24 protein-coding genes are annotated in these 19608 nt (G+C 62.2%); 16 read left to right on the plus strand and 8 right to left on the minus strand.

Annotation, left to right across the window (positions count from 1 at the left end):
• Positions 1-48 precede the first annotated feature (48 nt).
• Positions 49-315, minus strand: coding sequence for a 50S ribosomal protein L27 (gene rpmA, locus SynRS9902_RS03510; RefSeq protein WP_114989469.1), 267 nt, complete (start codon positions 313-315; stop codon positions 49-51).
• Between the two features lie 46 nt (positions 316-361).
• On the minus strand, positions 362-727 hold the full coding sequence (rplU, locus tag SynRS9902_RS03515) for a 50S ribosomal protein L21 (protein WP_186509991.1): 366 nt from the start codon (positions 725-727) through the stop codon (positions 362-364).
• 132 nt (positions 728-859) lie between these two features.
• On the opposite strand from rplU, the gene SynRS9902_RS03520 reads away from it, so the two are divergent.
• The 3 genes from SynRS9902_RS03520 (at position 860) to kaiC (ending at position 3710) form a co-directional block, all read left to right on the plus strand.
• Complete coding sequence (locus tag SynRS9902_RS03520; protein ID WP_186509992.1) at positions 860-1744, plus strand: circadian clock protein KaiA; 885 nt, start codon at positions 860-862, stop codon at positions 1742-1744.
• The gene (kaiB, locus tag SynRS9902_RS03525; RefSeq protein WP_186509993.1) at positions 1741-2106 is read left to right on the plus strand and encodes a circadian clock protein KaiB; all 366 of its coding nucleotides are present in this window, start codon (positions 1741-1743) and stop codon (positions 2104-2106) included. Before SynRS9902_RS03520 ends, kaiB begins: the two co-directional genes overlap by 4 nt.
• A 65-nt stretch (positions 2107-2171) precedes the next feature.
• Positions 2172-3710, plus strand: coding sequence for a circadian clock protein KaiC (gene kaiC, locus SynRS9902_RS03530; protein WP_186509994.1), 1539 nt, complete (start codon positions 2172-2174; stop codon positions 3708-3710).
• A 1-nt stretch (position 3711) separates the two neighbouring features.
• Here kaiC and SynRS9902_RS03535 read toward each other — a convergent pair whose 3' ends face one another.
• Positions 3712-5778 carry an ATP-binding protein gene (locus tag SynRS9902_RS03535; RefSeq protein WP_186509995.1) on the minus strand — a complete coding sequence of 689 codons (2067 nt, stop codon included), beginning with the start codon at positions 5776-5778 and terminating at the stop codon, positions 3712-3714.
• Positions 5775-7082, minus strand: coding sequence for a phosphoribosylamine--glycine ligase (gene purD, locus SynRS9902_RS03540; protein WP_186509996.1), 1308 nt, complete (start codon positions 7080-7082; stop codon positions 5775-5777). The genes SynRS9902_RS03535 and purD overlap by 4 nt, the downstream gene beginning before the upstream one ends.
• Before the next feature lie 58 nt (positions 7083-7140).
• Between purD and SynRS9902_RS03545 the strand changes: the two genes are divergently transcribed.
• Genes SynRS9902_RS03545 through msrA form a run of 8 tightly spaced genes read left to right on the plus strand, consistent with a single transcriptional unit; the run spans position 7141 to position 14955 of the window.
• Complete coding sequence (locus SynRS9902_RS03545) at positions 7141-8049, plus strand: hypothetical protein (protein ID WP_186509997.1); 909 nt, start codon at positions 7141-7143, stop codon at positions 8047-8049.
• Positions 8046-8798 (plus strand): phosphoribosylaminoimidazolesuccinocarboxamide synthase, encoded by a 753-nt coding sequence (gene purC, locus SynRS9902_RS03550; RefSeq protein WP_186509998.1) that lies wholly within the window; start codon positions 8046-8048, stop codon positions 8796-8798. Before SynRS9902_RS03545 ends, purC begins: the two co-directional genes overlap by 4 nt.
• Before the next feature lie 42 nt (positions 8799-8840).
• A complete protein-coding gene (locus tag SynRS9902_RS03555) occupies positions 8841-11039 on the plus strand; it encodes a BamA/TamA family outer membrane protein (protein ID WP_186509999.1) in 2199 nt (732 codons plus the stop codon).
• Positions 11039-11866: a UDP-3-O-acyl-N-acetylglucosamine deacetylase gene (lpxC, locus tag SynRS9902_RS03560; protein ID WP_186510000.1), complete on the plus strand. Its 828-nt coding sequence runs from the start codon at positions 11039-11041 to the stop codon at positions 11864-11866. The genes SynRS9902_RS03555 and lpxC overlap by 1 nt, the downstream gene beginning before the upstream one ends.
• Positions 11863-12318: a 3-hydroxyacyl-ACP dehydratase FabZ gene (fabZ, locus tag SynRS9902_RS03565; protein WP_114989460.1), complete on the plus strand. Its 456-nt coding sequence runs from the start codon at positions 11863-11865 to the stop codon at positions 12316-12318. Before lpxC ends, fabZ begins: the two co-directional genes overlap by 4 nt.
• Before the next feature lie 5 nt (positions 12319-12323).
• Positions 12324-13148 carry an acyl-ACP--UDP-N-acetylglucosamine O-acyltransferase gene (gene lpxA, locus SynRS9902_RS03570; RefSeq protein ID WP_186510001.1) on the plus strand — a complete coding sequence of 275 codons (825 nt, stop codon included), beginning with the start codon at positions 12324-12326 and terminating at the stop codon, positions 13146-13148.
• Positions 13148-14329 carry a lipid-A-disaccharide synthase gene (gene lpxB, locus SynRS9902_RS03575; RefSeq protein ID WP_186510002.1) on the plus strand — a complete coding sequence of 394 codons (1182 nt, stop codon included), beginning with the start codon at positions 13148-13150 and terminating at the stop codon, positions 14327-14329. The genes lpxA and lpxB overlap by 1 nt, the downstream gene beginning before the upstream one ends.
• A complete protein-coding gene (gene msrA, locus SynRS9902_RS03580) occupies positions 14326-14955 on the plus strand; it encodes a peptide-methionine (S)-S-oxide reductase MsrA (RefSeq protein WP_186510003.1) in 630 nt (209 codons plus the stop codon). Before lpxB ends, msrA begins: the two co-directional genes overlap by 4 nt.
• A 178-nt stretch (positions 14956-15133) precedes the next feature.
• On the opposite strand, the gene SynRS9902_RS03585 is transcribed toward msrA, so the two are convergent.
• Together SynRS9902_RS03585 and SynRS9902_RS03590 are read right to left on the minus strand one after the other, a co-directional pair.
• On the minus strand, positions 15134-15373 hold the full coding sequence (locus tag SynRS9902_RS03585) for a hypothetical protein (protein WP_186510004.1): 240 nt from the start codon (positions 15371-15373) through the stop codon (positions 15134-15136).
• A 369-nt stretch (positions 15374-15742) separates the two neighbouring features.
• A complete protein-coding gene (locus SynRS9902_RS03590; protein ID WP_186510005.1) occupies positions 15743-15895 on the minus strand; it encodes a hypothetical protein in 153 nt (50 codons plus the stop codon).
• A 231-nt stretch (positions 15896-16126) separates the two neighbouring features.
• Here SynRS9902_RS03590 and SynRS9902_RS03595 point away from each other — a divergent pair, with 231 nt between their 5' ends.
• The 5 genes from SynRS9902_RS03595 (at position 16127) to SynRS9902_RS13575 (ending at position 17812) form a co-directional block, all read left to right on the plus strand.
• Positions 16127-16417 carry a DUF3104 domain-containing protein gene (locus tag SynRS9902_RS03595; protein ID WP_186510006.1) on the plus strand — a complete coding sequence of 97 codons (291 nt, stop codon included), beginning with the start codon at positions 16127-16129 and terminating at the stop codon, positions 16415-16417.
• A 172-nt stretch (positions 16418-16589) separates the two neighbouring features.
• The gene (locus SynRS9902_RS03600; protein ID WP_244272886.1) at positions 16590-16757 is read left to right on the plus strand and encodes a DUF4278 domain-containing protein; all 168 of its coding nucleotides are present in this window, start codon (positions 16590-16592) and stop codon (positions 16755-16757) included.
• Positions 16758-16892: 135 nt separating this feature from the next.
• On the plus strand, positions 16893-17045 hold the full coding sequence (locus SynRS9902_RS03605; protein WP_186510007.1) for a hypothetical protein: 153 nt from the start codon (positions 16893-16895) through the stop codon (positions 17043-17045).
• 194 nt (positions 17046-17239) lie between these two features.
• A complete protein-coding gene (locus SynRS9902_RS03610) occupies positions 17240-17407 on the plus strand; it encodes a hypothetical protein (RefSeq protein WP_170950489.1) in 168 nt (55 codons plus the stop codon).
• A gap of 222 nt (positions 17408-17629) precedes the next feature.
• On the plus strand, positions 17630-17812 hold the full coding sequence (locus tag SynRS9902_RS13575; RefSeq protein ID WP_115010059.1) for a hypothetical protein: 183 nt from the start codon (positions 17630-17632) through the stop codon (positions 17810-17812).
• 31 nt (positions 17813-17843) lie between these two features.
• Here the strand turns inward: SynRS9902_RS13575 and SynRS9902_RS03615 are convergent, their stop codons facing one another.
• On the minus strand, positions 17844-18080 hold the full coding sequence (locus SynRS9902_RS03615; protein ID WP_114989453.1) for a hypothetical protein: 237 nt from the start codon (positions 18078-18080) through the stop codon (positions 17844-17846).
• Entirely contained in the window at positions 18077-19546 is a 1470-nt protein-coding gene (locus tag SynRS9902_RS03620; RefSeq protein ID WP_186510502.1) for a leucyl aminopeptidase, read from the minus strand. Before SynRS9902_RS03620 ends, SynRS9902_RS03615 begins: the two co-directional genes overlap by 4 nt.
• Positions 19547-19608: the final 62 nt, after the last annotated feature.

Consider the following 19608-nt stretch of genomic DNA (forward strand, 5'->3'; position numbering starts at 1 on the left):
AAGCCCCGGTGCCAGCTGGCACCGGGGCTTTTTTGTTGGCCTTGAAACTCAGACCGCTGCAGTGATGTTGATGCGCTTGCGGTTGCGCAGGCCACGGCGGATCGATTCGAACTTCACGATGCCGTCGGTGAGGGCAAACAGGGTGTCGTCCTTGCCTTTGCCGACATTGACGCCGGGCAGAACGGAGGTGCCGCGCTGGCGGATCAGGATGGAACCGGCGGTGACGGTTTCGCCGCCGTAGGCCTTCACACCAAGGCGTTTGGCGTTCGAGTCGCGGCCGTTACGGGTTGAGCCTGTGCCTTTTTTATGTGCCATGAGAAGAGATGCTGGTGGGGCGGTTGATGGAGAAGGGGGGGAGAGGTCAGCTGATGGCCTTGCCGCCCACGGAGATGGACTCAACCATCACCCGGGTGAGTTCCTGCCGGTGACCATTCTTGCGGCGGGTTTTCTTTTTGGGGCGCATCTTGTAAACGATCACCTTGGGTCCACGGCGATGGGCCATCACCTTCAGGGACACGGTCGCGTCCTTGATGTAGGGCTGGCCGAGGGTGGTGCCCTTGCCGTCCTTCACCAGGAGAACGTTCTCAAGCTTGATGGTGTCATCCACCTCAGCTTGAAGCCGATCGATGTCGTAGTAGCGGTTGGGCTGCAGCCAGATCTGGGTGCCAGACGCCTCAACGATTGCGTAGGTACCGCTCTGTTCCGCGGCTGGTTTGGTGTCGGCCATAAGGTGAGAAGACGCGTTCAGGCTCGGCGAACCGATTCAGGCCTGAGCCGCAATCGAAAGACAAACAAAGATCTTCGTCTCTGACGCGCCCCATCGTCAAGATTCAGATACTTCGATCTTCCGGACGCTCGGATGGCCAGGCCGGCCCTCACTGTTGCTCTTGTCTTGGGCAGCCCTGCTTTGGTGGAGTCCTGCCGTCAGTGGCTGCCGTCCAACCGTTATGAATCGGTTGTTTTAACCCTTGAGCCTGGCGAGGCTCTGGCGGATCTTCTGGGTCCCCGCCAGGACGACTTCGACGCTGTGGTGCTCGAGCAGAGCCTGCTCGATGCTTCAGCCAAGGAGCAACTGCTGGCGGCGGGTCTGCTCTTCCCCGCCGTGATCGTTGGGGAGGTGAAGGGGCAGGTGGATTACCACCCCGAGGAGTTGCATCTGCCTGACGACCAGCTGGCCCAGCTGGGATACAACGTGGATGCGGCCATTTCGCGTTTTCTGCGCCAGACTCGTGCTGACGGACGCACGGAGGACAGCAGCTCCTCTTCCCGCGCCGTCAGCAACCTTTCCGATCGCCTGCAGGAGCGACTCGGCTACCTAGGGGTCTTTTACAAGCGAGATCCATCGCGCTTCCTTGGCAGCCTGCCCCCCGAGGAGCGCCGGGATCTGCTGCTGTCGCTGCAACGCACCTATCGAGACCTGCTGGCGAGTTATTTCAGGGATCCGGCCGCGGCCAATCAGGCCTTGGAAAGCTTCGTCAACACCGCTTTTTTCAGTGATCTACCGATCACCCGCACCGTTGAGATCCACGTGGATCTCATCGATGAATTCTGGAAACAACTGAGTTTGGAGGGCCACAAACATGACTTTCTTCAGGATTACCGCCTTGCGCTCCTTGATGTGATGGCGCATCTGTGTGAGATGTACCGGCGCTCCATTCCGCCGGACCTTCCTCTGTCGGGCACGGCCTCCAGCCGTGTACGTCGCCCGACGGATCAGCTCGATGCCTCGGAGGAGTCGTCATGAGTCCCCGCAAGACCTACATCCTCAAGCTTTATGTGGCGGGCAACACTCCCAATTCGATGCGGGCGTTGAAAACGCTGCGCAACATCCTCGAGACCGAATTCCGGGGGGTGTATGCCCTCAAGGTGATTGATGTGCTGAAAAATCCGCAACTGGCGGAGGAAGACAAGATCCTGGCCACGCCGACGTTGTCCAAGATTCTTCCTCCGCCGGTGCGCCGCATCATCGGTGACCTCTCCGATCGCGAGCGGGTGCTGATCGGTCTGGATCTGCTTTACGACGAGCTGTCTGATGCGTCGCTCAGTTCGAGCTTGATCGATGCGGTCGATGAGGAGACCGACACGACGATTTCTTCAGATCCTTAAGCCACATGGTGCGCTCCAGCACGGTTCATCTCCTGCTCACTACGGTCAAGTCATAGGTGGTTGCCATGCAGTTCCCCCCGACCAGCGGTCAGCCTCAGATGCAGGTTCAAAAGCTCCCGACAGGGATCGAGGGCTTTGATGATGTGTGCCAGGGCGGCCTGCCGATCGGCCGCAGCACGCTGATCAGCGGCACGTCCGGCACCGGCAAGACGGTGTTTTCGCTGCATTTCCTCCACAACGGCATCAAACAGTTCGACGAACCCGGCATCTTCGTCACCTTTGAGGAATCGCCCCTCGACATCCTGCGCAACGCCGCCAGTTTCGGTTGGAACCTGCAGGAGATGGTTGAGCAGGACAAGCTCTTCATCCTCGACGCCTCACCGGATCCTGACGGCCAGGACGTGGCCGGCAGTTTTGATCTCTCCGGTTTGATTGAGCGGATCAACTACGCCATCCGCAAATACAAAGCGAAGCGCGTCGCCATCGACTCGATCACGGCGGTGTTCCAGCAGTACGACGCTGTGTTCGTGGTGCGCCGTGAGATCTTTCGGCTGATCGCGAGGCTCAAGGAAATCGGCGTCACCACGGTGATGACCACCGAACGGATTGACGAGTACGGACCAATTGCCCGCTACGGCGTTGAGGAATTCGTCTCCGACAACGTGGTGATTCTGCGCAATGTGCTCGAGGGAGAGCGGCGTCGGCGCACCGTTGAGATTCTCAAGCTGCGGGGCACCACCCACATGAAGGGCGAGTTCCCCTTCACCATGGGAACCCACGGCATCAGTATCTTCCCGCTCGGGGCCATGCGCCTCACCCAGCGGTCATCCAACGTTCGGGTCAGTTCAGGCGTGCCGCGCTTGGACGACATGTGCGGCGGAGGTTTCTTCAAGGACTCGATCATCCTGGCCACCGGAGCCACTGGAACGGGCAAGACGATGCTCGTCTCCAAATTCATCGAAGACGCCTGCCGCAACAAGGAACGCGCGATCCTGTTCGCCTATGAGGAATCTCGGGCTCAGCTGCTGCGCAACGGCACCAGCTGGGGCATCGACTTCGAGCAGATGGAGCAGGACGGGCTGCTCAAGATCATTTGCGCCTATCCCGAATCAACGGGCCTTGAGGATCACCTGCAGATCATCAAGACGGAGATCAGCCAGTTCAAACCGTCGCGGATGGCGATCGATTCCCTCTCCGCCCTGGCGCGCGGTGTGAGCCACAACGCCTTCCGTCAGTTCGTGATCGGGGTGACCGGCTACGCCAAGCAGGAGGAGATCGCCGGCTTCTTCACGAACACCTCCGAGGAGTTCATGGGCAGCCATTCGATCACCGACTCCCACATCTCCACGATCACCGACACGATTCTGCTGCTGCAGTACGTGGAGATCCGCGGAGAGATGGCCCGCGCCCTGAACGTTTTCAAGATGCGCGGTTCATGGCACGACAAGGGCATCCGCGAATTTGTGATCACGGGCAATGGCCCTCAAATCAAGGATTCCTTCTCCAACTTCGAGCGGATCATTTCCGGTGTGCCCCATCGGGTCACCACCGATGAGCGCAGCGAGTTGTCGCGCATCGCCCGCGGCGTCTCCACCGAGGATTGATCTAAAGCTCGACGGCCTCGGTAATGGCGTTGCGGCTGCGCCGTTCCGCCTGAAGTTGCAGCTCATCCTTGTCGGCCTCTGCCAGGGGCAGGTCGAACCAGAACGTAGTGCCAACCTCGGGTTCACTCGCCATTTGAACCTGGGCGCCGTGTTTCTCGAGAATCCCGCGCACAATCGAGAGCCCCAGCCCGGTGCCCACTTCCGTGTGAACGGCGTTCTCGACCCGGAAGAATCGATCGAAGATCCGTTCCTGATCGGAGCTACTGATGCCACAACCTGTGTCGGCAATCTCCACCCTCAACTTGGGCAGCGGTGAGGTGAGAGCGCAGGTTGGACCGTCAGTGCCGGTGATCGCGGTTCCCTCCACCGAACAGGTGTCGGGCCAGGGATAGGCCCGCAGCGCCAGGGGGCCACCAGGACGGCTGAACTTGAGGGCATTGCCCATCAGGTTGTCGAGCACCTGGAGCAGCAGGTCCCAGTTGCCCAGCACGTCAGGCAGATCTTCGGGAACATCGAGCACCAGTTCCACCTGGCGATCCTCGGCGTTTAGCCGGTAGGTGCGCAGGGTCTGCTCCATGGCCGGGCGCATGCTGATCGGCTCGAACTGCAGCGTCCGGCCCGACTCCAGCCGGGAGAGGTCCAGCACATCGTTCACCAGCCGGGTGAGTCGATCGGTTTCGTCGTTGGCGACCCCGAGAAATTCCTTCTGTTCATCGGGGCTGAGCTGATCGCCGAGGTCGTGCAGGGTTTCGACGTAGCTCTTGATGTTGAACAGCGGGGTGCGCAGTTCATGGGAGACGTTGCTGATGAAACGGCTCTGGGCCGCATTCAGCTCCACCTCCCGGGTGAGGTCCTGAATGGTGACGGCGATGCCCTTGAGGGTTTCACCACTGGCATCACGCACCGCTTGCAGGACGATGCGCAGGGTGCGGGCCGGTTCCCCCACGCTGCAGCGCAGGTCTTCGCTGTCAGAGCCGCCACCGAGCAGAGCATCGAGGGGGCTGTGTAGCTCGATGGCCAGCAGTTCCGGTAGTTCCCCCACCAGCTCCTGGCCTTCCAGGCTGCGCCCTTCCCAGCGGAACAGACGCCGCGCGGTGGGATTGGCCAGCACGATGCGGCCATCGGCATCCAGCAGCATGGCTCCGTCGGCCATGGTGGCGATCAACGACTGCTGCTTCACCTGGGCAGCGGTGAGCTCCTCGATGTTGGCCTCGTCGTAGGCCTCGAGCTGGGAGGCCATGGCGTTGAAGCCGGTGAGCAGTTCCCCCAATTCCCCCCCAACTGGTAGGTCAACCCGGGCACCGAAATTGCCGGAGGCAACGGAGCGCACCCCCCGCAGCAGTTCCTTCACGGGACGGGTGATAGTGAGGGCGTTGAACACAGCGCCCAGGATCACCAACACCCAGATCGAGATGAACACGGCCACGGTCACCTCCCGGGTGAGGGCTGCGCTGGCCAGGGCGGTCTCATTCGGGTTCACCCCGAGGCCTAGGACGCCGTAGTACTGCCCCCCCCGGATCAGGGGGACGAACACATCGGTGACGGCACCCTGAGGTGTGAGGTGTTGCCGCACCAGGGGGTTCTGGGGGCGTCGGCGCAGCTCGTCGGGCAGCTCCAGTCGTCGGTTGAGACGAAGCTCTCCATCGCCACTGCTGGGGGTAGCGCTGATCGGGATCCCTAGATAAACGACGCCTTCGGGGTCGGCGAAGAAGATGTAGCGGACGCTGCGGCTGGAACGCCAGAACTTTTCGGCGACGTTGGCCAGCTCACGGTCCTGGCCCTGCGCCACCAGCTCTGTGACATTGCCGGCCAGCAGCAGGCCCAGATCCCGGGCGTAGCGCGTATCATTCATCACGGCATCGCGCTGAATTCCGTTCAGCGCGAAGAAGGTGATGCCCGTCATCATCAGGCTCACCACCAGGGTGGCAATCGCCAGCAGCTTGGTCTGGAGGGTGAATTCCGCCCACCAGGCAGTAATGCGGTCCCAGAGGTTCTGGTCGTCCCCTGGCGGCTTGCCATTAGGGGGAAGCGCCCAATCAGCGATTGCTGCTCCGCTGCCGCTGCTCATCCGCCCGAGCGCACCTGATGGCCGATGTCTCGACGGTAGGTGATTCCGGCGTAATCCAGCTGATTGAGGCCGTTGTAGGCCCCGGCAAAGGCGGCATCGAAGTCATCGCCCTGGGCGACGACGGCCAGCACCCGGCCCCCTGCGGTGAGCAGTTCGCCGGAGCTGTCTCGGCGGGTGCCGGCATGAAACAGCTGATGGTTGGGGCTGGGGGAGAGATCGATGCGAATCGCATCGCCTTTGCGGGGAGCCTCCGGGTAGCCCTCGGCAGCCGCCACAACGCAGGCACTGCAGCGTTCGGCGATGCTCAGATGCGGGGCCAGATCGAGGCGTCCCAGGGCACAGGCCTGCAGTACGGCGCCAAGCTCAGGGCCGAGCAGGGGCATCAAGGTCTGGCATTCGGGATCGCCGAAGCGACAGTTGAACTCGATCACCTGGGGGCCGTCGGCCGTGATCATCAGGCCGGCATAGATCACGCCCCGGTACTCGATGCCCCGTTGGCGTAGGGCCTTGAGGGTGGGTTCGAGCACGATGCGGCGCACCTCCTCGAAGCCTTCGGCATCCAGAAGCGGGGCGGGGGCATAGGCACCCATGCCGCCGGTGTTGGGGCCGCGATCACCGTCCTTGAGCCGTTTGTGGTCCTGCGCCGGTGGCAAAAGCACCATCCGCTCCCCATCACAGAGGGCGAACACCGAAACTTCAGGGCCTTCCATCCGCTCCTCCAGCACCAGCTGGGAGCCCGCAGCACCGAATCGTCCTTCAAAGGCTTCGCGGATGGCGATTTCCGATTCCTCCACGGTGTCCGCCACCGTGACGCCCTTGCCAGCGGCCAAGCCATCGGCCTTGACCACCAGAGGCCGTTGCACCTCCTGCAACACCGCCAGGGCTTCGGCTTCACTGCTCACCGCCCAGTGGCCAGCCGTGGGTACTCCCGCCTCTTGCATCAGCTGTTTGGCCCAGGCTTTGCTCGCCTCCAGCTGGGCCCCCTCCGCTCCTGGGCCGAAAACGGCAAAGCCTGCATCGCGCAGGGCATCGGCGACGCCAGCGGCCAGCGGTGCTTCCGGACCTACCACCACCAGATCGACGTCGTTCTGCTGGCACAGCGCGATCAACCCACCGCTATCGGTTTCGCCTACCGCGAGGGCGCTGCCTTCCGTGCCTCCGTTGCCAGGGGTGATCCAAACCGTGTCCAGGCCCGGACAACGGCCTAGAGCCCAGGCCAGGGCCTGTTCCCTGCCGCCGCCACCGACGACGAGGGCACGTTGGAGGGTGGGCAGCGTGGTGGGACGGGTGGACGACATGGCCATGGTTGCGGGAGGAACGGTTTGGGCCTCGTAGGTTTTCCTTTGTAGACCGCAGCCCGCCATGGGGACTCCCCTTTTCCCCTTCGCCCTCACCCTTCTGGCTGCTGTCACAGCAGCCCCGGATCCGCAGGTGATGCGCGAGGAACGCTTTCAGAGCGTTCTCGCTGAATTGGATCTGGCCGCGGCGGAGCAGGCCTGTCTCAACCCCCGCATCGCCAACTCCGATGGCCGTCGCCAGGCCTTGCGCGATCGGCTTCTGGAATTGCATCCGGTGATCGATTCCTTGGAGCTGGTGCTGGCGAACGCCGAAGCCCTGATGAGCTGCGGTGCCCCCGAAGCCGCGGCCGTTGTGCTCAACCGCTACATCCCCCGCGTTGGCGATGAACGGCGTCAGTGGTTGTTGCTGCGATGGCGTGCAGCAGCGGCGGCCCTGGATCACCGCCAGGCGGCTTTGGCGCTGCGCCGTTTGGTGGATGGCGACCTGAAGGCCCTGGATGCGCCTCTGTTCCCTGATCAGCCGTTGCCGGATCAGGGCAATGGGCTCGATCAGTTGGCTTGGCATGAAGCGGCTCTGGGCCACAACGCTGTGGCTGTGGAGCTGCAGCTGTTGGGCGATCTGACGGGCGTTCAGGGGGCGAAACGACTGGCGCGGGCGGCGCAATGGCTCGATGCCGATCAGTTCGAGCAGGCCGATCAGCTGCTGGAAACCGCCTTGGACCAAGCCGCGGCAGCGGAGGCCTGGGGACTGGCCATGGACCTGCTGCACCAACAGCTGCAAATGCAGTTGGTGGCTGGGGGCGATGGCGCGCGGCCGCGGCAGCGGATCCAACGGCTGGCCACTGTTCTCGATGATCGTTATGCGCTCCAGCAACTGCAGCCGGAGGCCGAACCCGATCCCCTGCTGCGTTCACCGCGGGATCCCGGAGGCCATGCTGATGTAAGACCATCAGCCGTTGCACCGTCGCCATGACGCCCGATCACGGAGAGCTGCTTTACGAAGGCAAGGCCAAGCGGGTGTTCGCCAGCGCGGATCCCGACCGGGTGCTGGTGGAGTTCAAGAACGACGCCACCGCCTTCAATGCCCAGAAGAAAGCTCAGCTGGACGACAAAGGTCGGCTGAACTGCCAGATCTCAGCGCGGTTGTTCGAGCTGCTCGAGCGTGAGGGCGTGCCGACCCATTACTGCGGTCTGGCTGGGGAGTCCTGGATGCTGGTACGACGGGTGGAGATCATTCCCCTGGAGGTGGTTCTGCGCAACACCGCCACGGGATCGCTGTGCCGTCAGACGCCGATCGCGGAGGGCACAGCCATCGAACCCGCCCTCCTGGATCTTTATTACAAAGATGATTCCCTGGGCGATCCACTGCTCACTGATGCGCGCGTGCAGCTGTTGGGGGTGGCAGACCCGGCGCGACTGTCAGCGATTGAACAATTGGCCCGCCGGGTGAATGCCGTGCTCCTGCCGTTCTTCGAAGGGCTCGATCTGCAACTGGTGGATTTCAAGCTGGAGTTGGGTCTGGCCTCGGATGGAACACTCCTGCTCGCCGACGAGATCAGCCCTGACACCTGCAGGCTCTGGGATCGCCGCAACAGCAACGCCGAAGACCGGATTTTGGACAAGGACCGCTTCCGCAAGGATCTCGGTGGGGTGATGGAGGCCTACGGGGAGGTCCTTAAACGAGTCCAAGGCAGCTGCCCCAATCCCCGCAACTGCCTGTAAGGTCAGCGCACCTTTTGTGGCTTCGGCCCAGCCTGCGTCTCGATGACCCGCCGTTCGTCCCGCCGCTCTTCGGTTGCTGTTCGTCGCACGGTTCTGGGTCTGATTCTGGGGATCCCCCTAGTGGCTCCACCCGTGATGGCTAAGGAGGCCATACCAGGGAACCAACCAGCTGAGGGGGAAGAGGTCGTTGTCGACGACACGGTTAATGAAGTCACCCTGATGGAACAGCCCCGGGTGCTGATCTCCGAGGTGCTGATTGAGGGCATCGAGGGCCACCCGGAAGAGGAACGTCTCCAGATCTCCACCTACGACGCCATGCAGGTGCGTCCGGGGATGCGTGTGACCCGTGAGGAGCTGCAGAACGATCTGAATGGCATTCAGGCCACAGGTTGGTTCTCAGATGTGCGGATCGTTCCTCAGAACGGACCGCTCGGGGTTCAGGTGGTCGTTCAGGTGCAGCCCTTCCCTCCGCTGAGTGCCGTGGAGATCAGCGGTGAAGATGAGAATCTCCTCTCGGATGAGCTGATTGAGGAGACGTTTGCCTCCGATTACGGCCGCACGCTGAACCTCAACGATCTGCAGCAGCGGATGAAGGCCCTGCAGGCCTCCGTGGCCGATCAGGGCTATTCGCTGGCTCGGGTGTCCGGGCCGGAACGGGTCAGTCCTGCGGGTGTGGTCACGCTCAAATTGCTTCAGGGCAGTGTGTCTGCCGTTGAGGTGAAATTCCTCACCAAAGAGGGTGACGACACCGATGAGAAGGGCAATCCCATCCGCGGCAAGACCAGGGAGTGGGTGATCACCCGGGAGGTCTCGATTCAGCCCGGCGATCCCTTCAACCGCAACCAGCTGGAGCGGGACATCAAACGCCTGTACGGCACCCAGCTCTTCAGTGACGTGAAGGTCACCCTGCGGCCTGTTCCTGAAGAACCCGGCGACGTGGTGATCGTGCTGGGCATCGTCGAGCAGTCCACCGGCCAGCTCTCCGGCGGTCTCGGCTACAGCCAAAGCCAGGGTGTGTTTGGCCAGGTTCAGTTGCAGGAAACCAATTTCCTGGGCCGGGCCTGGAATCTGGGCACCAACATCACCTACGGCCAGTACGGCGGTCTGGCCAACCTCAACTTCACGGATCCCTGGATCTACGGCGATAAGCACCGCACGCGCTTCAGCACGTCGGTGTTCCTGAGCCAGCAGGTGCCCCAGGTTTTCCAAAGCGAAGACAACGGCAACATCCGTACAGCGAAGGACTACGCCGACAACGGCTCCAACAAGGCTTATGAGACCGGCCGCAGCTACGGATTCACCAATGGAGACAAGGCTCCGGGCGAGGTCAACAAGGCCGACAGCGAGTACCCCAACCGCAGCTGGTTCGACTACGAGGGCGACACGGTGGTGCTGCGCAAGATCGGCGGCAACTTCTCCTTCTCCCGCCCCCTCAACGGTGGTGATCCCTACAAGGACAGCAAGTGGAATGTGCTGGCCGGTATGTCGTTCGCTGAAGTACGGCCGATCAATTTTGCCGGCGATACCAGGCCCTATGGCGTCTCCAACAAAAAACTGCGCAAGGGCAAGGTCAACAACAACGACGTCATTTGCGTGTCGTACAACTGCGCCGACACCAACAGCCTGATGGGGGTGCGTTTCGCCACCACCTACAACAACTTCAACAATCCTCGGAACCCCACCAGCGGCAACTTCTTCACTGCCGGAACCGAGCAGTTCCTCGGCATCAACAACGACTCTCCCACCTTCAACCGGCTGAGGGCGAGCTACACCCAGTTCTTCCCCGTGGACTGGCTGAAGATCCACAAGGGTTGCCGTCCCAAGGCCGGTGAGCAGGCCGATTGCCCCCAAGCCATCGGAGTGCAGGTCAAGGGTGGCGCGATCATGGGCGAAGCGCCTCCTTACGAGGCGTTCTGCATGGGTGGATCAAACTCCATTCGTGGCTGGTACGACTGCGATATGGCGGTGGCCAAGGCCTTCAGCGAACTCACGATTGAGTACCGCTTCCCGCTGATCAGCATCTTCTCCGGCGAGGTGTTCATGGATGCAGGCACCGATTTCGGCACCCAAAAGGATGTTCCCGGCAAGCCTGGTTTGCTGCTGGGCAAGGACGGTTCCGGTGTCTCCCTGGGTACCGGTGTGATCGTGACCACGCCGGTCGGTCCGATCCGCGTTGAGGTGGCCACCAAAGACTTCACCTCCGATTACCGCTTCAACCTGGGCGTGGGCTGGAAGTTCTAGTGACCAGCTGGCCTCAGGACTACTCCGCTGCCTGGACACTGGCGGCGGAGACATCACGCTCTGGCGTTGGCCTCCACAGTGGAGCTGAGGCCACGGTGGAGCTTCGGCCGACGGATCAGCCGGGGTTCCACATGCGTTTGCCGGGGATGGAGCAGCCGATCCAGCTGCGGCCGGATCAGGTGCGCGACAGTCAGTTATGCACCACCTTGGATCTGGGTTCCAGCAAGGTGGCCACCGTCGAACATCTGCTGGCAGCCCTGGCCGGTTGTGGGCTCAGCCATGTGGAGATTGGCCTTAACGGCCATGAAGTTCCGCTGCTGGATGGCTCAGCCCTGGGTTGGGTGGAGGCGATCGCCAGTGTTGGGTTGGTGCCGGCGGCCACCCCGAGGCCGGCTGCACCGCGGCTGGAGCAACCCCTGTTGCGCACTCGCGGCAACAGTGTGATCACCGCCACCCCGTCCGATCGCTTTGGCGTAGTGGGCATCATTGATTTCCCGCAGGCGGCCATCGGGCGACAGCAATTCGCCCTGGAGCTCACGCCCCAACGCTTCGTTGACGAGATCGCTCCAGCGCGCACCTTTGGTTTCCGGGAGCAGGTGGAGCAGCTGCGTGCAGCCGGATTGATCCAGGGTGGAGCCCTGGACAATGCCCTGGTCTGTGACGGTGATCAGTGGATGAATCCACCGCTGCGGTTCGAGGATGAACCGGTGCGCCATAAGCTCTTGGACCTAATCGGCGACCTGGCCCTCGTCGGTTTTCCCCAGGCACAGGTTCTCGTGTACAAGGGATCCCACGGTCTTCACACTGATCTCGCAGCCGCTTTGTGACTGAATCCACCACCCCAAACGTCGTGCTTACCAGCGAGCAGATCGCCGGTTTGCTCCCGCACCGTTACCCCTTCGCGCTGGTGGATCGGGTCATCGCCCATGAGCCGGGGGTTTCGGCCACGGCGATCAAGAACGTGACCATGAACGAGCCCCAGTTTCAGGGGCATTTCCCCGAGCGTCCCCTGATGCCAGGGGTGCTGATTGTCGAGGCGATGGCCCAGGTGGGTGGTCTGATCGTGACCCAGATGCCTGATCTGCCGAAGGGACTGTTCGTTTTTGCCGGGATTGACGGGGTACGCTTCCGGCGCCCTGTGGTTCCTGGAGATCAGCTGGTGATCCGCTGTGAACTGCTCAGCCTCAAGCGCAAACGTTTCGGCAAGGTGAAGGCGGAAGCCACCGTGGACGGGGATCTTGCCTGCTCCGGGGAATTGATGTTCTCCCTGGTGGATTGAGCGGGATGTCGCAGCAAACGGCGTCACAGCAGATCCACCCCACGGCGGTGGTGGACCCCAAGGCCGAGCTGGCCTCCGGCGTGGTGATCGGCCCGGGTGCGGTGGTCGGCCCTGAGGTGGTGATCGGAGAGAACACCTGGATCGGTCCCCATGCCGTCTTGGACGGTCGGCTGACCATGGGCCGTGACAACAAGGTGTACCCAGGCGCCTGCCTTGGTCTTCCGCCGCAGGATCTCAAATACCGCGGTGCCAACACCGAGGTGTTGATCGGTGATGGAAACACGCTGCGGGAATGCGTGACGATCAACCGCGCCACCGAAGAGGGCGAGGTGACCCGTATCGGCAACGGCAACCTGTTGATGGCCTATTGCCATCTGGGCCACAACTGTGATCTCGGCAACAACATCGTGATGTCCAATGCCATTCAGGTGGCGGGTCACGTGGTGATCGAAGACCGTGCGGTGGTGGGTGGCTGTCTGGGAATTCACCAGTTCGTCCACATCGGTGGGATGGCGATGGTGGGCGGCATGACCCGCGTCGACCGGGATGTTCCCCCCTATTGCCTGGTAGAAGGCCATCCGGGCCGGGTGCGGGGGTTGAACCGTGTGGGCCTGCGGCGCAGTGGTTTGGCTGCCAACCATGACGGCGCTGAACTCAAGCAGCTTCAGGAGATCTGGACCCTGATGTATCGCTCCGACCTCGTGATTGCCGATGCGCTTCAGCAGGCCCGCAGCCAGACCTTGCTGCCGGCGGCTGAGCACTTCTGCCGGTTCCTTGAAGCCTCCACCGGTCAGGGCCGACGGGGTCCGATGCCGGTGCAGGGCCGCTGATGGTTCGGCTGCTGATCAGCACCGGGGAGGTCTCCGGTGATCTGCAGGGCAGCCTGTTGATTCGCGCCTTGCGGTTGGAGGCGGAACGACGGGGGCTTGAGCTGGAGGTGCTGGCTCTGGGTGGCCCGCGCATGGAGGCGGCGGGTGCGGTGTTGATCGCCGACACCGCGCCGATGGGGGCCATCGGCCTTTGGGAGGCTGTTCCGCTGATTCTTCCCACGCTGCGGCTGCAGTCCCGGGTGGATGCGCTGTTGGAGCAACAGCCCCTTGATGGGGTGGTGCTGATCGACTACGTCGGGGCCAATGTGCGCTTGGGCACACGGTTGCGGCGCCAGCAACCCGAGCTGCCGATCACGTATTACATCGCCCCCCAGGAATGGGCCTGGCGCTTTGGCGATGGCAGCACCACCCGTCTGCTCGACTTCACCGACAGGATCCTGGCGATCTTCCCGGCAGAGGCCGAGTTCTATGCCGCCCGCGGTGCGGATGTGAGCTGGGTGGGCCATCCGTTGCTGGACAGCTTCCAGAACCTGCCGGAGCGCGCCAGCGCCCGCCGTGAACTTGGCCTGGATCCTGAGGCGCCGGTGTTGTTGCTGCTGCCGGCTTCAAGGCCCCAGGAGCTGCGCTACCTGATGCCCCCGTTAGCCCAGGCGGCAGCCCTGCTGCAGCAGCGCCACCCCGATCTTCAGGTGCTTCTTCCCGCTGGGCTTGCAGAGTTCGAAGCGCCCCTGGCAGCAGCGCTGCAGGAAGCCGGCGTGCGCCATGGCCGGGTGATTCCCGCCGCTGAAGCGGATGGGTTGAAGACCACCTTCTGTGCGGCGGCGGATCTTGCTCTGGGCAAATCCGGCACGGTGAACCTGGAGCTGGCCCTGCAGGGGGTTCCCCAGGTGGTGGGGTACCGCGTGAGTCGACTGACGGCCTGGATTGCCCGCAACGTGCTGCGCTTCCAGGTGGATCACATCTCGCCGGTGAATCTGTTGCTCAAGCAGCGGTTGGTGCCGGAGCTGCTCCAGGACGAACTCACGGCCGAAGCTCTGGTGGAGAGGGCGCTTCCTCTGCTGACTGACACCCCAGAGTGCCAGGCCATGCTGGAGGGGTACGCACGGCTGCGGACCACCCTGGGTGCTCCTGGGGTCACCGATCGGGCAGCCAAGGCCATCTTGGATCAGGTGATCGGATGAAACGAACCCTGCTGCTGCTGTTCACCTGCCTGATGCTGCTCAGCTGGCCCCAGCGCACCATGGCTGAGCTGCAGACGGCGGTCTTTGCCGGTGGCTGTTTCTGGTGCATGGAGCACGACCTGGAACATCTTCCCGGGGTGCGTGATGCCGTGAGCGGCTACAGCGGCGGGCAGCTGGAGCGCCCCACCTACCGGCAGGTGAGCAGTGAGACGACGGGGCATCAGGAAGCGGTGCAGGTGCGCTTTGACCCGGATCAGATCAGCTACGCGGAGCTGCTGCGCAGCTACTGGCGCAATGTGGACCCCCTCGATGGCGGCGGCCAGTTCTGCGACCGCGGTGATTCCTACCGGCCGGTGATCTTCACGGCTGATGACGTCCAGGCGCAGGCGGCTGAGGCCAGTGCTGTGGCGGCGGCCCGTGAGCTCGGACAACCCCGGTCTGCCTTGAAGGTGGAGCTCCGGCAGGCGGCTCGCTTCTGGCCCGCCGAGGGATACCACCAGAACTACGCGGAGAACAACGCCGTCAAATACAACTTCTACCGGTTCAGCTGCGGTCGTGACCGCAGGCTCGATAGCGTCTGGGCCGACAACGCTGGCTCCGGTAACGCCTGGGGGAAGAAGGACTAAATCTTGATTACTGTCTGTATCGGTTGTGGATGAGACGTCACCCCTTGCTTTGACAGTGTGATGTCCGACATTTCAGCGATAAGTAGCACTTGTGTTGTTGTCACTCTTTCATTTGCGTTGATTGCTGTGATTTCCAGCAACCAAAACTTCATTGCTTCAAAAACTGGTGTCCGCCTTTTTACTCATCAGAACCTGTTCCAGCAGTGAAGCGGCCGGCAATGAAGCCGATGCCACCCGCAATAACTGCAGCCTGGAGTTGCCACATCAGACGCCGATGACGCCAGGCCGTTTTATTGAGCCAGATCCCAGCGCCTAATGCCAAGACCAGCAGGATGATCAGGCCAGCCTGATTTATTTTTTTCACGTGCCTTAGTGCTCCCCATGGGGTGGGAGCTCTATTTTTATTGAACTTGCTCAATCGGCCAACACCTTTCTCACTAGAAATTGGTGGTTTGTTGTCTCAGAAGTCTCCGCACAACCTCGCTTTAAATCGAGCCCCACACCAGGGTGGTTGTTCGCATCCAGCGCATGCTTCGTGCAGCTGAGCTCTTGTGCTGCATGGGGCGGTTCAAATCAAAACGATGGCAGCCTCATTCCTCGGCAGAGCGCCCCCGGATGCGCGCACGGTCGCTTAGCCAGATGATCACCCGCGAAATCGCCCACGCGAGGGCGACGCCTAACAGGATCGAGAGCAGCGACTCCAAGCACAGCACTTGAGGACACCGGCAACTGCCGGATGCTCCTCAATATGCCGATCTGATCAAGGAATGCGTCGGGACTGTTGCGATCAGTCGCTTGCTTTGGCGTCCTTGTTCTTGTCTGTTGCTGGCTGTGTTGTGGCCTGAGGCTTGGATGCTGCCTTGCAGGCCAGGGAGGCTTCCAGGCGCTGGAGCTGCGCTTCGCGCAGGGCATCGGAAATGCGGAGAGTGCGGTCAGTCATCGATTGGCGTTCTCGACGGCGGCAGGATCAGGACCTTGTGCGATCGAAAGGGGGCCTTCGGGTCTGAAGACTGTCGAAACTTAGACGCCAACGGGTCAACGTCCAGGGAGCAAAAGTGCTTACGTCAGTGTCTGGCAACGCGTCTGCGCTTCAACGCCAGCGCGATTGACGGCTTGCCAAACCCATATCGCCATGACTATAAGTACAGGTGTACTGATTCTTGGGTGGCTCATGTCGGTTGATCACGGTGATCTCGCGGTGAAGGCGGAGGCTCCCTTTCTCCACGTCCGCCCAGGGCACTTTGTGATCGTCGCTGGAGGCCAGCTCGATCAAGGGGATTGGTGGATGGGGCAGGTGCTCTTCTGCGAGGGAAGTGCTCGCCACCCCAGGCTTCCGTCGCTGTTTCAGGTGGCTGACGTGGATACGGGCGTTATCAAATGGATCAATGCCGACGCGGTCTCGGATGTGATCTGGTCGATGGATGGATGGCCCACCAGTGCGTCTGTCTCTTCCGGCTGTTGATCGAGTGGGGCCTTGATCAAGGGGCGGTGTGTATTCGCATGAACGACACGGGCTTGACGGTTGCCTTATGAGTAGTTTGTAGCGGTTGCTACAAAACGTTCACCCCCTCTTGAGGGGGCGCAGATGCTCCAAGCCATGGAACGGGGACTTGGATTTCTTCGAGGAACATCCAATGACTGCACTTCTCTATCGAGGCCACACCTACGCAGCTGCTCCAGCCACTCCCAAGGCCTGCGTTGAATTGACCTACCGCCGCGAGCACTACAACACCTGCCGCCAGGAACTTATCGGCGAAAGCCGCCGCACCCTCACCTACCGGGGCGTCACCTACACCAAGTAGCCCGAAGCACCCGTTGGTGCCTGCCCCTGCCCCCTTTCAAGGGCAGGGGCTTTTTGTTGGGCAGTCGGATGGAGGCAAGCCACGGTCCAAGGGAGATACCGACATCCTGTAGGGCGAGCCAGTCAGCATTCGCCGATGGAATCGGATCTCACCGCCATCGTGATCTCCTCGGTGTTTCTTGGGGTGGGTTTTGTGATTGCCAAGTTCTTCCCCGAAGCCGCGTTGCTGGCGGCGGTGTTCCTGGTGGGGTTGGCGATTCTCAACGTCGCCCTTGTTCTTGTGGCCTGATGCCCAAAAAAAGAGGGGGTGTTCCCTAAGCGCCCCCGCTCGACGCATTGCCACTTCACCGAAAGAAGCCCCGCAGGATGGCCTGGGCTCCCGTGGCTGGTCGTCGCCATTACGAAAAAAGGCCGGGCTCTGCGGGCGCCCTCGCTGCGTTGACAGGGGCCGCACCATACGCATGTTCATTATGAACTTTTTTCATGGCAAACGTCCGCGAGATGGTCAACACCCATCTGCCCGTCGCGCTCAAGCTGATCAACAGCGCCGCCCTTGTTGCGATTGCGCTTTCAACCCTCTGTGCTGCTGGCTCTCTGCGTGAGATGTCTGGCAGGTCTGCTGCTCCAGCGGCTGTCACTGAAGCCAACTGATCCCAATGAAATAGAGCGATACCCCGTATCGCTCCAGGGGATTTGCCGCCCGTTACTTGATCAAATCTGGTCGAATTCCTTAAGAAACCAACATCCAACCTGTTGAAAAGATTAAGCGCGGCAACCTGATTGATTCAGCAAGTTCTCAGTGAACAGACGGGTTTCCGGCCATCGACGATGCTTCAGCCCATGCTTACGATCAGGCGGTGAGAGGAGGGTTGTATGTATCTGCTGACCATTAAGGATGGTCTTGGTACCCGTCATATCGGTCCCTACGCGTCGCCGAAGCACGCATCGGATGATCTCGATCGGGTGTTGGAAACCTGCTCCGAGCGAGCACGGTGGCAGATTCATGCATTGGAAACCCCAGACCGCTCCCTCGAATTGCAGGCTGTCGCTTCCTGAGGATTTTTCGTCCTGAACCTGGGCGCCCTGATCAGTTCTGACGTCGTCCCGGGAATCCCCGGGTCAGACCGCTGTCGATCATCAGGCCGATGCCGGCATTGATGCAGATCAGGCTGAGGGTTCCGTACCAGAACCAGGGGCCTGCGTCCTTGCCCAGCATTTGAACAACCTTGCGGCTCACCGCTTCGCCGAACAGGCAGAGGCCCACCGGGAGCAGCAGCACCCCCAGCTGGGCCTTGATGTACCAGCGCACCGGGGAGCGGCTCATGACTGGGCCAGCACCCAGTTCACCAGGGTGCGCACCCCGTAACCGGTGGCACCAGCGGGATTGACGCCTTTGCCCTTGTCGCTCCAGACCGGCCCGGCGATGTCGATGTGGGCCCAGGCGGTGTCTTTGGCCACGAACTCCTTGAGGAACAGGGCCGCTGTGATCGAACCGCCGGGGCGCGGGCCGGTGTTCTTCATGTCGGCCAGCAACGACTTCAACCCATCCTTGTAGGACTGCCGCAGTGGCATGCGCCAGAGTCCTTCCCCGCCCGTCTGAGCGGCAGCATCAAGGGCCTCTGCCAGGTCGTCGTTGTTGGACCACAGCCCGGCCATCTCATCCCCAAGGGCAATGACGCAGGCTCCGGTGAGGGTGGCCAGATCGACCACGGCATCGGGCTTCTGCTCACAGGCGTAGAGCAGGGCATCGGCGAGGGTGAGGCGGCCTTCGGCGTCGGTGTTGTTGATCTCGATCGTCATGCCGTTGGCGGCCGTGACGATGTCGCCAGGGTGGACGGCGGAGCCGTTCACCATGTTTTCGCAGGAGGCCACCACCATGTGCACCTCAACGCCGGCTGGCTTGAGTTCGGCGATGCTGCGCATGGCACCAATCACAGCGGCACTGCCGCCCATGTCGAACTTCATCATGTCGATCTGGGCTGCCCCCACCTTGAGGTTGTAACCGCCGGAATCGAAGGTGAGGCCTTTGCCCACCAGGGCAACGCGGCGTTTCACCTCGCCCTCGGGGCGATAGATCAGGTGGATGAACTTGGGGGGCAGATCGGAGCCCTGGCTCACGGCCAGGAAGGCACCCATGCCCTTGGCTTCGCAGTCGCTGCGCTCGAGCACCTTGAGGTCAAGGCCATGGTCCTTGGCGATGCCAGCAGCCGTTTCGGCGAGGGCGGCCGGGGTGACCACGTTGGGGGGGGCTGCCACCAGCTCCCGGGCCAGTTCCACACCGGCGCAGGTGGCATTCACCGCCGCAAAGCCGCTTTCGGCGGCGGGGCTGAGGTCGATCAGCTCCAGGGCCTCAGGGATCCGGCGCGGGTCCGGCTCCTTTCGGAAGCGCTGGTCTTTGTAGAGGCAGAGCCGCACCGCTTCAGCACAGATCCGGGCGGCTTCCGTTGCATCGGTTCCCGCCCAGGGCAGTTGCAGGCCGAGGCTGCCCTCACAACCGATGGCGGCTTTGGCGGCCCGGGCAGCGGCACCGCGCAGGCGGTCGGTATCGATGGCGTCGCTCTCGCCCAGACCCAGCACCACCAGCCGTTGCGGTCCCCCACCCAGGGGCGTGATCACCAGTTGGTCCCCGGGCTTGCCTTTGAACTCCTGCTGCTTGAGGGCATCGGTGATGCCGGCAAAGCGTTGTTCCAGGGCCGTTGCCATGGCATCGACATCGCCCTGGGGCAATCCCACCGCCAGCACATCGCCGTTCCACTCCTGCAAACCGGCGGAGGACAGGGAGAAGCGCATGGGTGGACGCGTCAACAAAGGATGAGCGTAGCGATCCCGCGTGATGGGTTTGGTCCCTGCTG

Source organism: Synechococcus sp. RS9902, assembly GCF_014279635.1.
In the GTDB taxonomy this organism is placed as follows: Bacteria; Cyanobacteriota; Cyanobacteriia; order PCC-6307; family Cyanobiaceae; genus Parasynechococcus.